This window comes from Tenggerimyces flavus (assembly GCF_016907715.1).
Classification (GTDB): domain Bacteria; phylum Actinomycetota; class Actinomycetes; order Propionibacteriales; family Actinopolymorphaceae; genus Tenggerimyces; species Tenggerimyces flavus.
On sequence record NZ_JAFBCM010000001.1, the window covers coordinates 5550471 to 5565387 of the forward strand.

Sequence of the window (14917 nt, forward strand, 5' to 3'; positions counted from 1 at the left end):
GAGGCTTCTTCCGCGTCGACGCTACCTGAGCAAAGGCCGCTGACCTAGTAACCTGCGCCCTATCCGCACGTGTGTCGCGCCGTGCGTTATCGCCGCCGCCAGGTCGTCGCTCATGCCGGCGGACACCCAGGTCGCCGCCGGATGGGCGGTACGGAGTGTCGCCGCGACCTTCGCGAGCCGTTCGAACGCCTCCTCCGGGTCCTCGCCGAGTGGCGCGACGGCCATCACTCCCCCGAGCTCGAGGCCGTCCGCGCGGGCGATCTCGTCCGCCAGGGAGAGAACGTCGTCCGGACGTACGCCGCCGCGTCCTGGCTCAGCGTCAAGGCTGACTTGCACCAGGCAGCGCAGCTCGCGGCCGGCGTTGGCGGCGGCCTTGGCGAGCGCGGCGGCCAGCTCGGGCCGGTCGACGGAGTGCACGACGGTCGCGTACCTCGCCACCGAGCGCGCCTTGTTGGTCTGCAGCTGCCCGACGAAGTGCCAGTCGAGATCGAGGTCCTCGCAGTCGGCGGCCTTGGTACGGGCCTCCTGGTCGCGGTTCTCGCCGATGTCGCGGACGCCGAGCTCGGCGAGCAGGCGTACGTCGCTGGCGGGAAACGTCTTCGTGACGGCCACCAGCGTGACCTCCCCCGGCGAACGACCCGCCGCGGCACAGGCGGCGGCGATCGACTCGCGCACGGTCGCGAGGTTGGCGGCGAGGTCGTCCAGTCGGGTCACGACTTCAAGCTTGTCACTCCAGCCACACCAACCCCGCCATTCGACCGGTCCGATTCCCGTCGCGTCGGTGGGAGTAGAGGTCCGGCGACTCCATCGTGCAGATCGGCAGGTGCGCGGCCTCGATGCCGAGGTCGGTCAGCTGGGCGAGCACGCCGTGGCCGATGTCGAGGCCGGGCGTCCCCCAGCGCGTGGTCGAGCGGGCCGCGGGTACGGCGGACGCGATCTCATCCTGCATGGTCTGCGGCACCTCGTAGCACTCACCGCACACGCACGGCCCCACCCGGGCAACGATCGAGTCGGCGCCGTACGAACGCATCCGTTCCACGGTCGCGGCCACGATGCCCGCCGCGAGACCGGGCCGCCCGGCGTGGGCCGCACCGACGATGCGTGCCTTGGCGTCGACCAAGAGCACCGGGGCGCAGTCCGCCACGAGCGCGACCAGCACCACGCCCGGAGTACTGGTGACGAGGCCGTCGACCGCCGGCCGGGTGCGCTGGGGTGGCTCGGTGAGCTCCAGGACGTCGGTCCCGTGCACGCACCGCATGATCGCGAGCTGCTCGGCGCCGACGCCGAGCCCGTTGCAGACGAGGTCCCAATTGGCGCTGACGCGCTCCGGCCGGTCGCCGGTCACCGAGGACAGGTTCAGGGAGCCGTACGGAGACTCGCTCACACCACCGTTGCGGTCGGTGAAGGCGATGCGGGCCCCGCCGAGGTCTTCTCGCCACACGAACACAACAGCGATCCTGCCGGCCGAGCGTTACCCGCAACGACCTATCACCGGACCACTAGTGGCCACGATTGTGTGGAACTCCCCGTTACTTCAGGAAATCGGGAACGTCCAGCTCTTCGGTGCTGTCGTCGAACACGATCCGGCGCGGCGCGCGGACGCTGCTCGGCGGCGTGGGCGCCGGCGGCATCGACGGGAAGTCGCTCACCGGCGCGTTGGGCGCCTCGGGGCGTACAGGTGAAGGCTCCGGCTTGGCGGACTCCACCGACTCCTCGGCAGGCCGGGTGGCCGGCGACCCGTTGCCGTTCCCGTTGCTCGCCGTCGGCTGCGGCTCCGGCGTCGACACCGGCCGGCCGAGCTCACCGGGTCGCCGCACCGGGTTGGTGGGAGCGGGCGCCGGGGTGGGCGGCGAGGGGTTGAACGTCGGTCGCGGCGTGCCCTGCGCCGGCACCTGGGCCGTGTGGGTCTGCTGAGCCTGGGAGTTCTGCGACTGCTGCGACTGCGCGGACGTCTGCTTGCGCGGCTGACCGCCGTCAAAGCCCGCCGCGATCACCGTGACGCGCACCTCGTCGCCGAGGCCGTCGTCGATTACCGCGCCGAAGATGATGTTCGAGTCCGCGTGCGCCGCCGACGAGACGAGCTGCGCGGCCTCGTTGATCTCGAACAGGCCCAGGTCCGACCCTCCGGCGATCGACAGCAGCACGCCGTGCGCCCCGTCGATCGACGCCTCGAGCAGCGGCGAGGAGATCGCCATCTCGGCGGCCGCGACCGCGCGGTTCTCCCCGCGCGCCGAACCTATGCCCATGAGCGCCGAGCCGGCGTTCGACATCACGCTCTTCACGTCGGCGAAGTCCAGGTTGATCAGGCCGGGCGTAGTGATCAGGTCGGTGATGCCCGAGACACCTTGCAGCAGCACCTGGTCGGCCTGCTTGAACGCGTCGAGCACGCTCACCTGGCGGTCGCTGATCGACAGCAGCCGGTCGTTCGGGATCACGATCAGCGTGTCGACCTCGTCCCGCAGCGACCCGATGCCGTCCTCGGCCTGCGTCGCGCGCTTCTTCCCCTCGAACGCGAACGGCCGGGTCACGACACCGATGGTCAGCGCGCCGAGCGAACGGGCGATGCGCGACACGACCGGCGCGCCACCCGTACCCGTACCGCCGCCCTCGCCTGCGGTGACGAACACCATGTCGGCGCCCTTGAGCACCTCTTCGATGTCCTCGGCGTGGTCCTCGGCGGCCTTCTTGCCGACGTCGGGGTTGGCACCCGCGCCGAGACCGCGGGTCAGCTCGCGTCCGATGTCGAGCTTCACGTCGGCGTCGCTCATCAACAGCGCCTGCGCATCGGTGTTGATCGCGATGAACTCGACGCCCTTGAGTCCCACCTCGATCATCCGGTTGACCGCGTTGACACCACCGCCGCCGATACCGACGACCTTGATGACAGCGAGGTAGTTCTGCGGTGCCGCCACGTCGCTCGCCTCTCGGTAGAAATCACTTCTCGGGTTTCGGCCGGCGTAACCCTCACCCTCAACTAGAGAGTTATAGTTATGTCAACCTCGACCTGATACAGCAACGTACGCAAGCGTTCGGGACCAACCAAGCCGCCACGCCGAGCGTGGGAGTTGCGGAACGTGACCGTGCCCACTTTCCTTGGCGTATGAGCTGGAACGAGATCGGCGAGCGCTGTTTCGCCCGTAGGTACGAGACCTTCAACGTCGCTGTCGGAGTCGTCGTGGGCACCGACGGGCTGCTCGTGATCGACACGAGAGGCGCGACGCGGCAGGGTCACGAGGTCGTCTCCGATCTCCGCCACCTCTCCCCTCTTCCGGTCCGCTGGGTCGTCAACTCCCATTGGCATGGCGACCACACGTTCGGCAACGCGGCGCTCGCCGAACTGGGCGTGCCGATCTACGCGCACGCGACAGTGCCCAGCATGCTCGCGGAGTGGGGTGAGCCGATGCGCGACGCGCTCGTGCGCCGCGTGCCCGACGTCACCGCGGAGGTGAAGGAGACCGTCATCACGCCGCCGACGGAGACGTTCGCCTCGACGCTCACGCTCGACCTCGGCGACAGGCAGGTCGAGCTGGTCCACCCGGGCCGCGGCCACACCGAGGGCGACATCGTGATCCGGGTGTCGGACGCGGACGTGATGTACGCGGGCGACCTGATCAAGTCGGCGACGCCACCGTCCTACAGCCCGGGCGCGTTCCCGCTGGAGTGGCCGGCCACGCTCGACGCCGTCGCCGAGCTGCTCACGGCCGACACCGCAGTGGTACCGGGGCACGGACCGTTCGTCGACAGGACGTTCCTCACGACGCAACGCGACGAGCTCGCGGCGATCGCCCAGACGGTCCGTGCGTTGTGGGAGGCCGACGTCCCCGTGGACGAGGCTCTCGCCGCGGGCACGTGGCCGTACGAGGAGAAGTACGTACGGGACGCGGTGTCCAAGGGGTACGAGGACTTAGGCCGTTTCTCTTAACTATCGCCTCGCGCGCGACACCCCACATCCCGCCTGGACGCGGTCCACATCGTCACCCATCTAACCAATATGAATTCCTCCTGCACCACGCCCAGCCGGGCGCGGAGCGCCGCGCGCCATCGCGCTACGCGCGATGACCGACGCTACTTGAGAGACACGGCCTAGGCCTTCGTCGTCGGTAGGTCGGGGACGCTGACGTCGTACTCCTTCGCGCCGCCCTGCTCCAACAGAGCCGCGAGGACGCGAGCCTTCTTGTCCGACTCGTCGGAGCTCCCCCACATCACCGCCACGTTCCCGGTGAGGCGCAACGTCACCGAGTCGGCGGTCCGGGCCGACACCGCGACCAGCTTCGTCTTCAGCGCCGGCGGCAGGCTCGCGACCACGCCGGCCGCGGAGGCGAGCGTCGGTGCGCGGGTGGCGCCCCAGGCCGACAGTGTCACGACCGGCAACTCCGCCGGGCGTGCCGGCACCGTACGGAACGCGACGCCGGAAGCGTCCACCAGCTGCAGCGAGCCGCCGTCGGACAGCACCACGACCGGCGTGCGCTCCACCACCGAGATCGACACCGTGTGCGGCCACGACCGGCTCACCTCGGCGGACGCCAACGCCGGCAGCTTCGCGAGGACCCGCGAACGCGCCGCGTCCACGTCCACCTTCGCCAGCGGCCCGCCCGTTCCGACCGCGGCGGCGCCGACGACGTCGTCCGACGACAGCGGCGACGCGGCCGGCAGCCCGCGTACGGAGACGGCCCGGACGTCCAGCACCGTGGAGAATCCGACGACCCACACCACCGCGCCGACGACCAGCCCGAGGGCCACGAGCACGAGCAGGGGCCGCAGCCGGAGCAGCCGCCGAGAGAACCGCCGCCGCTTGAACCGGCGAGCCGAGCTCGACGACACGTCCGCGGTCATGACGAGGAAGGTAGGGAGGCCTCGACGAGCTCCAGGAACTCCGGCCCGATCAGCGCCACGTCCGGCGCGCCCAGCGTGAGCACGAGGTCGCCCGGCCGAGCGCGTTCGAACAGATGGTGCGGTACGGCCGACCAGGAGGTCTCGTACACGATGCGCTCGGGCGGCAGCGGGATGTGCGGGACGATCATCGCGCCGGTCACGCCCGGGATCGGGTCGTCGCCGGTCGGGTCCATCACTACGACCTCGTCGGCCAGCGCCAGCGCTTCGCCGAGCTCCTTGAAGAAGAACTTCGTCCGCGTGTGCCGCAGCGGCCGGAACGCCACGACGACCCGTCCGCCCTCGCCGACGGCGCCGCGCGCGGCGTGCATGTTCACGAGCATCTCGGTCGGGTGGTGCCCGTAGTCGTCGTAGACGCGGATCCCGTTCGCGGCACCCTTGAACTCGAACCGCCGGCGGGTGCCGGTGTAGCTCGACAGCCCCTCGCGGATCTCCGTCGACGGGAACCCGACGCCCAGGCAGGCGGCGTACGCGGCCGCGGCGTTCAGCGCGTGGTGCTTGCCGGCGACGTGCACGTCGACCGTGCCCTGCCGGCGCCCCTGCACGACCAGCTCAAACGTCGAGCCGAGCGGCTTGAGCTCGACGCGGTCCACGCGGACGTCCGCGTCGGGTGCCTCGCCATACGTACGGACGTCGAACCCGCGCGCGCGGGACCGCTCCGCCAGCGCACGCGCGCCGGGATCGTCCAAGCAGGCAACGAGATACCCGCCGGGAACGATGCGGTCGACGAACTGGTCGAACGCGTCGTGGTAGTCCTCGCGGGAGGCGTACATGTCGAGGTGGTCGGGATCGACGTTCGTGACGACCGCGACCTCCGGGGAGTACTCGAGGAACGCGCGGTCGGACTCGTCGGCCTCGACGACGAAGATGTCGCCGGTGCCGTCGTGCGCGTTCGTCCCGGTGTCGTTGAAGTTTCCGCCGATCGCGAACGACGGGTCCGCACCGCAGTGCTGCAGCGCGACCGCGATCATCGACGACGTCGTGGTCTTGCCGTGCGCGCCGGAGATCGCCACCACGCGGCGGTCGACCATCACGGCGGACAACGCAGCCGCGCGCGAGTAGAGCCGGAGGCCGAGGCGCTGCGCCTCGACGACCTCGACGTTCGTCTCCTTGACCGCGGTCGAGATCACCAGCGTGTCGGCCTCGGCGACGTGCGCGGGATCGTGGCCGACCCAGCACTCGGCGCCGAGCGCACGGAGGGCGGTGAGCGTACGGGAGTCCTTCGCGTCGCTCCCGGTGACGCTGATGCCGCGGGCGAGCATGATCCGTGCGATGCCGGACAGGCCGGCTCCGCCGATGCCCACGAAGTGGACGTGGCCCAGCTTCTCCGCCGGCAGTACCTCCAGCGGCGGGGGAACGATCACCGTCGCACCTCCGAAGACCCCTTTCCGGCCACCTTCATGACCATCTCCGCCAACCGGTCGTCGGCGTCCGCGGGTAGCAGGTCGCGCGCCGCCTTCGACATCGCGGCGAGCCGGGCGGTGTCGTTGATGAGCGCGATCACGTTCGTCCGCACCCATTCGGGAGTCAGCGCGGCGTCGTCGACCATGACACCGCCACCTGCCTCGACGACCGGACGCGCGTTCAGCCGCTGCTCACCGTTGCCGACCGGGTACGGACAGAAGACGGCGGGCAGCCCGACCGCGGCAAGCTCGGTCACCGTGTTGGCGCCGGCTCGGGCGATCGCGAGATCCGCCGCAGCATACGCGAGGTCCATCCGGTCGATGTACGGCAGTGCGACGTAGCGCGGCGCGTTCGGCGGCAGTTCGACGTCGATCTGCTTGTCCTGGCCGTAGTGGTGCAGGACCTGGATTCCAGCCTCGGCGAGTGCCGGCGCGGCGCCCGAGACGGCCTGGTTGATCCGCTGCGAACCCTGCGAACCGCCCGTGACCAGCAGCGTCGGCGACTTCTGGGTGAACCCGAACGCGGCCCGTGCCATCGGCCGGAGGTCCTGCCGGTCGAGCGTGGCGATCTCGCGCCGGATCGGCAGCCCGACGTGGACGCCGTGCCGCAGCGGGGTGTTCGGAAAGCTCACTGCCACGTTCGTAGTGACGAGCGAAGCGGCGAATCGGTTGGCTATTCCGGGCCGCGCGTTCTGCTCGTGGACGACGACAGGCACCTTCTGCCGCTTCGCGGCGAGGTACGCCGGCATCGCGACGTACCCGCCGAGGCCGACCAGAACGTCGGCGCCGACCTTGGCGAGGACGGCGCTGGCGGCCTTGACCGCGCCGGCGAGCCGGCCCGGGACGGTGAGCAGGCGCGGCGTGAGCTCCCGCGGCAGGGGGACGCGCGGGATCATCGCGATGTCGTACCCCGCCTCGGGGATCAGACGGGCCTCCAGGCCCTCCTCGGTGCCGAGGAAGGTCAGGCCGATCGTCGGGTCCAGGCGGCGCAACGCGGCGGCGACGGCCAGCGCCGGTGAGATGTGACCGGCACTGCCTCCGCCTGCGAGCACGACGTGCACGGGCTTCCTCACTCGTCGGAATCGTCGTTGGACTGCTTGGACTGCTTGGCCTCGCGCCTGGCCTGCCGCTTCGCGGCGAGGGCCGCTCGGGCTTCGGGCTCGTTGCGCGCGAACGCGACGAGCAGGCCGAGGGCGAACAGGGTGGGCAGCATGGCGGACCCACCGTACGACACGAGCGGAAGAGGGATGCCAGTGATAGGCAGCAGGTTGACGACGGCGCCCATGTTGACGAGCGCCTGGGAGATGATCCAGCCGACGATCCCGGCCGCGGCGAGCTTGGTGAACGTGTCGGTGGCGCGCAGGGCGATCCGTACTCCGGCGAACGCGAGCAGGAGGAACAGCCCCAGCACGACCAGCGTCCCGGCGAGGCCCATCTCCTCGCCGATCACGGCGAAGATGAAGTCGGTGTGCGACTCGGGGAGCTGGCCCCACTTCTCCCGGCTGTTGCCGATGCCCACGCCGAACCAGCTACCCGTCCCGAGCGCGAACAAGCCGTGCGCGGCCTGCCATCCCGTGTTGGCGTAGTCCTCGAACGGGTTGAGGAAGCTGGTGAGCCTCTCCAGCCGGTAGTCCCTGGTGGTGGCGAGGTAGCCGACGAGTCCGCCGACGACGATCACGAGGAAGCCGAAGAAGCGCATCGGCATGCCGACGACGAACAGCAGGACGAGCACGACGGAGAACAGCACGAGCGACGTACCCAGGTCGCCCTGGCCGAGCACGAGCGCGAGGACGAGGCCAGTGACGGGGAGGAACGGCACGAAGAGGTGCTTCCACTGGGAGAGCAGTTTCTCCTTGCGGGCAAGCAGATCCGCGCCCCAGAGGACGAGTGCGAGCTTGGCCATCTCGCTGGGCTGGAGCTTGAACGGGCCGCCGAAGTCGAGCCAGTTGCGGTTGCCGTTGACCTCGTGGCCGAGGCCGGGTACGTACGTGAGCAGCAGCAGGATGACGGAGAGCGCGAGGGCTGGGTAGACGAAGGCTCTGAGGACCTTGTTCGGGAGCCGCGAGGCGAGCCAGGCGATGGGGAGGCCGGCGACGACCCAGATGATCTGGCGTTCGAAGATCGCGTAGGAGCTGCCGTAATGGCGTAGTGCCTCGACGCTCGAGGCTGAAAGGACCATGGCCAGGCCGAGCGCGAGCAGCATGCCGCTGGCGCCGAGGACGAGGTGGTAGGAGGCGAGCGGACGGTCGAGGGAGCGCTTGACCGCCGCGACCCAGCCGAACCCGGTACGTTCCGTCCCTGCCGTCGCTTCACCTGCTGGCTTGGCCAGCTCCCGGTCGTCCGCGGCGGTCGTCATGCCCCTCCCAGGTCACGGCGCACGAGCCGGGTTGCGGCCCGTGATCAGCTTCCAGTGTCGAATGCCGAGCCGCCGATCCCTGGGAGGCTGAGGTCGCGTGTCGCGCCGGCCCACCTCGCGACGTTGGATGAAGGGCACCTTCATCCAATAGGTTTGGATGAAGGTGCCCTTCATCCAAAGGCGACCCCATCCCAAGGCACGCCTCGCCTCGGTGATCATGAACGTGATCATGAAGCTGAACTGGTCGTATACGACGGGTTTGGCTTCATGATCACGTTCATGATCATGGGCGGGGGCTCGGTTCTCTTTTGGCGAAGCTCTTCTGGGTCTGGTGCTGTCTTGGTGCGGTGTTTCTGTGAGAACTCTCCGTGGGTTTGGTGCTCTCGGGGGCTGTGGCGGCGGTCGATGGTGGTGGCCGGTCCGGGGCGCGTCAAGGGCGCCTCCCAGGGGGCGCTTCGCGCAGACGGAGAGAGGCGTCGCTTCGCGACCGCGGAGCGGCCCTTGACTCGCCCCGGCCCGGCCACCTGTTTTCACGCGCCGCCCCCGGCCCCCGGAACAGGTGTCCCGGGACAGGCCTGCTTAGGCCCAGGTCTGCTGCCGTGCTCGCGTTGCTTGTGGGGCCCCCGGGCTTCTTGTGGTGGCGATGAAGCCGGGCCGTTCCGTCCCCGCTGTTTTGAATGAAGGGCACCTTCATTCAATAGGTTCGAATGAAGGTGCCCTTCATGCAAAGGCGCCCTCATCCCCAGGCGCCCCCGCGGTGATCATGAACGTGATCATGAAGCCGAACCGGTCGTATACGACGGGTCTGGCTTCATGATCACGTTCATGATCACGGCCACTCCTCGGATGAGGGGTCGGGCCAGCCGGTCAGCAGGTCGTGGTGGGGAGCTCGCGGGTGAGCAGGTAGGCGATCGTGGCCTGGGTCGCGCACTCGCTGTTCAGGTGCCAGGCCGAGTGGCCGGCTTCTGACCAGCGGAGCAGGGTGCTCTCCGGCAGCTGGCGCCGGGTGCGTTCGGCCCAGCGGCGGGGGGTGGCGACGTCGTGGGCGCCCGACAGCAGGAGCGCTGGTGGGAGGTCGAGGTGCGGCCACCGGTGCGGGCGCCAGGCGGCGGCGACGGGCCAGCCGGCGCAGCCTGAGGCAATGTCCCAGAACTCCGAGTACCCCCGCAGCGCCGGCCCCGCGCGCTGGACCCGGCGGGCCAGACCAGGCAGCTGGGCGGTGAACGCGCGGGTGTCGAAGTCCTGGCACACGATCGTCCGGTACATCGCGCTCCCGAGCGGATCCGCACCCAGCCCGACCAGGCCGGAGCCGTCCAACGCGAGGGCCGCCCGCAGCGCCGTGGCCAGCGCGGGATAGAGCAACGGGCTCTGCAGGTGCGCGTTCACACCAGCCGAGACCTGGTACGCAGTCACCGGCCGGTCACCGGCGAGCAGCTCGCCCCGGTCGGCCGACGCCAGCACCGAGTGCAGCGCAGGAAGAACGTCCACTCCGCACGAGGAGGAAGCACACCAGGACGCGAAGTGCTCGACCCCGTCCTGAACGGCAGCCGCGTCGTCGGCGACGAGCCGGCTCACCGGCAGCGACCGGTCCACGATCGCGTCCAGCGCCAGCGCGCGGAGCCGATGCGGGAAGAGCTCGGCGTACGCACGGCCGAGCATCGTTCCGTACGACACCCCGAGGAAGCTGAGCTGCCGCTCCCCCAGCGCCGCCCGCACCGCGTCGAGGTCCCGCGCGACGCTCGCCGTGTCCAGCTGCTCAGCGTGGTCGCAGGATCGAGCGAAGGCGACGTTCGAACGCACCAATGCCCGCACGCCAGCGGCAGAGGACGGGAACCGGTCCACCGACGGGTCGTCAGCCGGCACCGCGCAGGAGACCGGTGTACTGCCCCCGACGCCGCGCGGGTCCACGCCGACGACATCGAAGCGAGCGAGCACCTCGGGACCGAAGTACGCCCGCGCGTACTGCGGCGCCATCAGATAGCCGGCCGCGCCGGTCCCCGGCCCGCCGGGGTTGAACATCAGCACACCGACGCGCCGCTCCGGAGAAGTCGCCCGCAGCCGTGACACCCGCAGCGCGACGCTGCCCGTTCCCGTCGACCAATCGGCGGGAACGGTCAGAGTCGCGCACTCGACGGGATGCCCCGCCGGCGCGCCCTCACACGGCGACCAGGAGACTGCCCCAGCCTCCGCGACCCCCGCCCCGAACAGGCCGCTGACCAGCACGACCGCGACCAAAACCGCCCCAAATCTGCGCATGACCGCAAACGATGGCAGAGCGGGAGGAACGCACACCAGAGAGCCGCGCGGATCTCCGGGAACGACCCGGGAAGACCCCGGTCAGCCGAGCCGGTGCACGGCGGCGGCGAACGCGTCGCCGCGGGCGCCGTAGCTGGGGAACTGGTCCTTGGACGCGCACCCTGGCGCCAGTAGCACGGTGTCTCCCGAGCGTGCCAACCGTCCAGCGGCGAGGACGACGTGGTCCATCACGCCGCTCTCCGGCGTGCCGACGTCGATCACCGGCACCGAAGGAGCCAACCGCGCCAACGCATCAGCGATCACGCCACGGTCGACGCCGAGCAGCACAACCCCGCGCAACCGATCCTTGGCCACACGCACGAGCTCGTCGAACGACTGCCCCTTCGCCTGTCCCCCGGCGATCCACACCACGTTCGAGAAGGCCAGCAGCGAAGCCTGGGCCGCGTGCGTGTTCGTCGCCTTCGAGTCGTCGATGTACGTGACACCCTCCGACACCGCGACCTGCTCGATCCGGTGCTTGTCGAGCTGGAACCCGCGCAGCCCGTCCCGCACCGCGACCGTCGGCACCCCGAAGGAACGGGCCAGAGCCGCCGCGGCCAAAGCGTTCGCGATGTTGTGCGGCGCCAGCGACGGCAGGTCGGACAGCGTCGCGAGCTCGGCCGCCGCCGTCTGCCGTTCCTCGATGAACGCGCGGTCAGCGAGAACGTCGTCCACGATCCCGAGCATGCTCACTCCCGGCACGCCCACAGTGATGCCGATCGCCCGGCACCCCTCCACGACGTCGGCGTCCCGGACCAGCTGCTCGGTCACCGGGTCTTCGACGTTGTAGACGCAGGCGACCTCGCAGCCGTCGTAGATCTTGCCCTTCGTACGCGTGTACTCGTCCATCGTCGGATGCCACTCGAGGTGGTCCGGCGCCACGTTCAGCACCGCCGCCGATCGCAGGTGTAGCCCAGGACTCCACCACAGTTGGAAGTTCGACAGTTCGACCGCGAGCACGTCGTACGGCGTCGGGTCCATGACCGCGTCGACGATCGGGTCGCCGATGTTCCCGACGGCCGCGGTACGCAGGCCCGCCGCGCGCAGGATCGAGGTCAGCATCTGCACGGTCGTGGTCTTGCCGTTCGTCCCCGTGAGACCGATCCAGGGCGCCGGCCGCTCCGGCGAACGCAGCCGCCAGGCGAGGTCGACCTCACCGAGGATCGGCAACGACCGAGAACGGGCGGCCACCGCGAGTCGGTGCTGCTGCGGCAGCCCGGGCGAGACCACGAGCACGTTGGTCTTGTCGGGCAGCGACTCGGTCGCGCCCTCGCCGAGCCGGATGTCCGCGCCGAGGGTCTCCAGGATCGTGGCGCGTTCGCGGGCCGCGTCGTCGGGCTCGCCGTCGGACAGCACGGTGACGTGCGCGCCAACGTGCAGCAGCCCGGCCGCCGCCGAGTAGCCGGAGACGCCGAAGCCGGCGACCACCGCGGAGACCTCGTCCCACGGCGACCGCTGATGCGCGCCGTCCAGCCAGGACAAGGCCGTCATATCCCCGCCACCCACTCCGCGTAGAAGATGCCGATGCCGCCGGCCACGAGGATGCCGCAGATGATCCAGAACCGGATCGTGATCGTGACCTCGTTCCACCCCTTCAGCTCGAAGTGGTGGTGGATCGGAGTCATCCGGAACAGCCGTTTAGGCGTGCCCGTTCGCCATCGGGTGAACTTGAAGAAGCTCGTCTGCAGGATCACCGACGCGGTCTCGATGAGGAACAGCCCGCCGATGAGGATGAGCAGCAGCTCGGTCCGCGTCATGATCGCGAAGCCCGCGACCGCGCCGCCGAGTGCGAGCGAGCCGGTGTCGCCCATGTAGATCTTCGCCGGCGACGCGTTCCACCATAAGAAGCCGAAACAGGCGCCGGCCAGGGCGAACGCGAACACGGCGAGGTCGTACGGGTCGCGGATCTCGTAGCACTTCGGGCCGGGCGAACGGACGCAGTCCTGGTTGAACTGCCAGACGAGGATCAGCGTGTACGCGGCGAACACCATCACGCACGCGCCGGTCGCGAGGCCGTCCAGGCCGTCGGTGAGGTTGACGCCGTTCGACGAGGCGGAGATGAGCAGCAGCACCCACAGCACGAACGGGACCGACGCGGCCCACGCGAGCGGAAGCCAGTCGATGTCGCGGATGAACGAGATCGCGGGCGAGGCCGGCGTGATCTCCCGTTCGTCCGGGAACTGCAGCGAGAGGATCGCGAACACGATCGCGATCAGCGTCTGGCCGGCGAGCTTGGCCTTCGCCCGTAAACCGAGGCTGCGTTGCCGCGAAACTTTCAGGAAGTCGTCGAGAAATCCGACCAGCCCGAGTCCGAGCGTGAGCAGGATGACGAGCAACGCCGAGGGTGACGGCCAGTTCCAGGTGAAGATGTGCGCCGCGATGTAGCCGACGACCGCGGCGCCGATGATGACCGTGCCGCCCATCGTCGGCGTGCCGCGCTTGGTGTGGTGCGAGGTCGGTCCGTCGTCGCGGATGATCTGCCCGTACCCGGCCCGCGCGAGGATCCGGACGGCGACCGGCGTCACCAGCAAGGCCAGCAACAACGCCAGCCCGCCGGCGAGGAGGATCGCGATCACGCCGGGCCCTCCACCGGGGGAACGTCGGCCACGAGCCGGTCGCCGAGGTAGCGCAGCCCCGCGTCCCGGGACGACTTCACCAGGACGACGTCACCGGGTCGCAGCTCGTTGCGCAACAGCTCGTAAGCGCTGTCGGCGTCCGGCACGAAGACCGACTCCTTCCCATCCGCGAGCGCCGCGTCATAGATCGCGCGTGCACCATCCCCCACGACGACGAGGCGCGAGACGCCTTGTCGTACGGCCAGTCTGCCCACAGCGGCGTGCTCATCGGTGGATGCCGCGCCGAGTTCGAGCATCTCGCCGAGCACGGCCCACGTACGCCGCTCCTTGGCGAGCGTAGGCAACGTCTCCAACGCGGCCCGCATCGAGTCCGGGTTGGCGTTGTAACCGTCGTTGACGATTCGCACGCCGTCGGCGCGGTCGCTGACCGCCATCCGCCACCTGGCTTGGGGTTTCGCGGCGGTGAGGCTGGCCGCGACAGCGTCGACGTCCAGGCCGACCGCGCGAGCGGACGCCGCGGCAGCGAGCGCGTTCGTGACGTAGTGTGCGCCGACGTAGCCGAGCTGCACGTCGGCCTTGCCTTCGGGCGTGACGAGAACGAAGCCCGCGCAGCCGCGGTCGTCGAGCTCGACGCCCTCGGCGCGCACGTCGGCGTCGGCGGCCAGGCCGAACGACGCGACCGCCGCCTTCGTCCGCGGCGCCATCGCCTCGACCAGCGGGTCGTCGGCGTTGAGGACCGCGGTCCCGTCGGCGTCGAGCGCCTCGATCAGCTCGCCCTTGGCCTGCGCGATGCCGGCCTTGCTGCCGAAGAACCCGACGTGGCCCATGCCGACGTTCAGCACGACCGAGACGTGCGGCCGGATCAGGCTGGTGAGGTACGCCAGGTTGCCGATCTTGCGCGCGCCCATCTCTAATACGAGATACCGAGTCTCGGCATCGGCGCGCAGCGCGGTGATCGGCGCGCCGAGCTCGTTGTTCAGCGACGCGGCCGGCGCGATCGTGGGTCCGGCGTCGCCGAACACCTTCGCCATCAGGTCTTTCGTCGTGGTCTTGCCCTGCGATCCGGTGACCGCGATCACGGTCAGGTCGGGGAGACGTCCGACGACGTGGTGCGCGAGCACGCCCAGCGCGACGACCGAGGCGTCGACCTCGTTGCCCGGCGCGGGTGGCCCGACCACGCACGGGATGCCCGCGAGCGGGCGCGAGGAGAGGACGGCGGTGGCACCGTTCGCCATGGCGTCGGCGGCGAAGTCGTGGCCAGCCAGGTCCGCGAGGAACATGCCACCGGGTTCGACGACGCGCGAGTCGGCGGAGAACGGGCGGGTGATCCGCGTACTCGGGTCCGCCTCGGACAGCTCCCCGCCGACCACGCGCGCGATCTCGCCAAGGTCCATCCG

The 14917-nt window shown here is 70.0% G+C and carries 13 protein-coding genes; 1 reads left to right on the forward strand and 12 read right to left on the reverse strand.

Translation table 11 applies throughout. The features are described from left to right. Positions 1-21 precede the first annotated feature (21 nt). From JOD67_RS25915 to ftsZ, 3 genes are all read right to left on the reverse strand, one after another. Positions 22-714, reverse strand: coding sequence for a YggS family pyridoxal phosphate-dependent enzyme (locus tag JOD67_RS25915; RefSeq protein ID WP_205120298.1), 693 nt, complete (start codon positions 712-714; stop codon positions 22-24). A 13-nt stretch (positions 715-727) separates the two neighbouring features. Continuing rightward, complete coding sequence (pgeF, locus tag JOD67_RS25920; protein ID WP_205120299.1) at positions 728-1447, reverse strand: peptidoglycan editing factor PgeF; 720 nt, start codon at positions 1445-1447, stop codon at positions 728-730. Between the two features lie 82 nt (positions 1448-1529). Next, entirely contained in the window at positions 1530-2912 is a 1383-nt protein-coding gene (gene ftsZ, locus JOD67_RS25925) for a cell division protein FtsZ (RefSeq protein WP_205120300.1), read from the reverse strand. Between the two features lie 188 nt (positions 2913-3100). Between ftsZ and JOD67_RS25930 the strand changes: the two genes are divergently transcribed. Beyond that, complete coding sequence (locus tag JOD67_RS25930) at positions 3101-3922, forward strand: MBL fold metallo-hydrolase (RefSeq protein ID WP_205120301.1); 822 nt, start codon at positions 3101-3103, stop codon at positions 3920-3922. Between the two features lie 161 nt (positions 3923-4083). Here the strand turns inward: JOD67_RS25930 and JOD67_RS25935 are convergent, their stop codons facing one another. The 9 genes from JOD67_RS25935 to JOD67_RS25975 all read right to left on the reverse strand — a co-directional run bounded on the left by JOD67_RS25935 (position 4084) and on the right by JOD67_RS25975 (position 14914). Beyond that, positions 4084-4833, reverse strand: coding sequence for a cell division protein FtsQ/DivIB (locus JOD67_RS25935; RefSeq protein ID WP_205120302.1), 750 nt, complete (start codon positions 4831-4833; stop codon positions 4084-4086). Further along, positions 4830-6254, reverse strand: a complete 1425-nt coding sequence (gene murC / locus JOD67_RS25940) for a UDP-N-acetylmuramate--L-alanine ligase (RefSeq protein ID WP_205120303.1) — start codon at positions 6252-6254, stop codon at positions 4830-4832. The genes JOD67_RS25935 and murC overlap by 4 nt, the downstream gene beginning before the upstream one ends. Continuing rightward, positions 6251-7366, reverse strand: a complete 1116-nt coding sequence (gene murG / locus JOD67_RS25945; protein ID WP_307782553.1) for an undecaprenyldiphospho-muramoylpentapeptide beta-N-acetylglucosaminyltransferase — start codon at positions 7364-7366, stop codon at positions 6251-6253. The genes murC and murG overlap by 4 nt, the downstream gene beginning before the upstream one ends. Continuing rightward, positions 7363-8649 carry a putative lipid II flippase FtsW gene (gene ftsW / locus JOD67_RS25950; protein ID WP_205120304.1) on the reverse strand — a complete coding sequence of 429 codons (1287 nt, stop codon included), beginning with the start codon at positions 8647-8649 and terminating at the stop codon, positions 7363-7365. The genes murG and ftsW overlap by 4 nt, the downstream gene beginning before the upstream one ends. A gap of 12 nt (positions 8650-8661) precedes the next feature. Then, positions 8662-8868, reverse strand: coding sequence for a hypothetical protein (locus JOD67_RS25955; protein ID WP_205120305.1), 207 nt, complete (start codon positions 8866-8868; stop codon positions 8662-8664). Between the two features lie 648 nt (positions 8869-9516). Then, the gene (locus tag JOD67_RS25960; RefSeq protein ID WP_205120306.1) at positions 9517-10905 is read right to left on the reverse strand and encodes an alpha/beta hydrolase; all 1389 of its coding nucleotides are present in this window, start codon (positions 10903-10905) and stop codon (positions 9517-9519) included. 81 nt (positions 10906-10986) lie between these two features. Beyond that, on the reverse strand, positions 10987-12435 hold the full coding sequence (murD, locus tag JOD67_RS25965) for a UDP-N-acetylmuramoyl-L-alanine--D-glutamate ligase (protein WP_205120307.1): 1449 nt from the start codon (positions 12433-12435) through the stop codon (positions 10987-10989). Further along, positions 12432-13520 (reverse strand): phospho-N-acetylmuramoyl-pentapeptide-transferase, encoded by a 1089-nt coding sequence (gene mraY / locus JOD67_RS25970; RefSeq protein WP_205120308.1) that lies wholly within the window; start codon positions 13518-13520, stop codon positions 12432-12434. Before mraY ends, murD begins: the two co-directional genes overlap by 4 nt. Next, positions 13517-14914 (reverse strand): UDP-N-acetylmuramoyl-tripeptide--D-alanyl-D-alanine ligase, encoded by a 1398-nt coding sequence (locus JOD67_RS25975; protein WP_205123177.1) that lies wholly within the window; start codon positions 14912-14914, stop codon positions 13517-13519. Before JOD67_RS25975 ends, mraY begins: the two co-directional genes overlap by 4 nt. Positions 14915-14917: the final 3 nt, after the last annotated feature.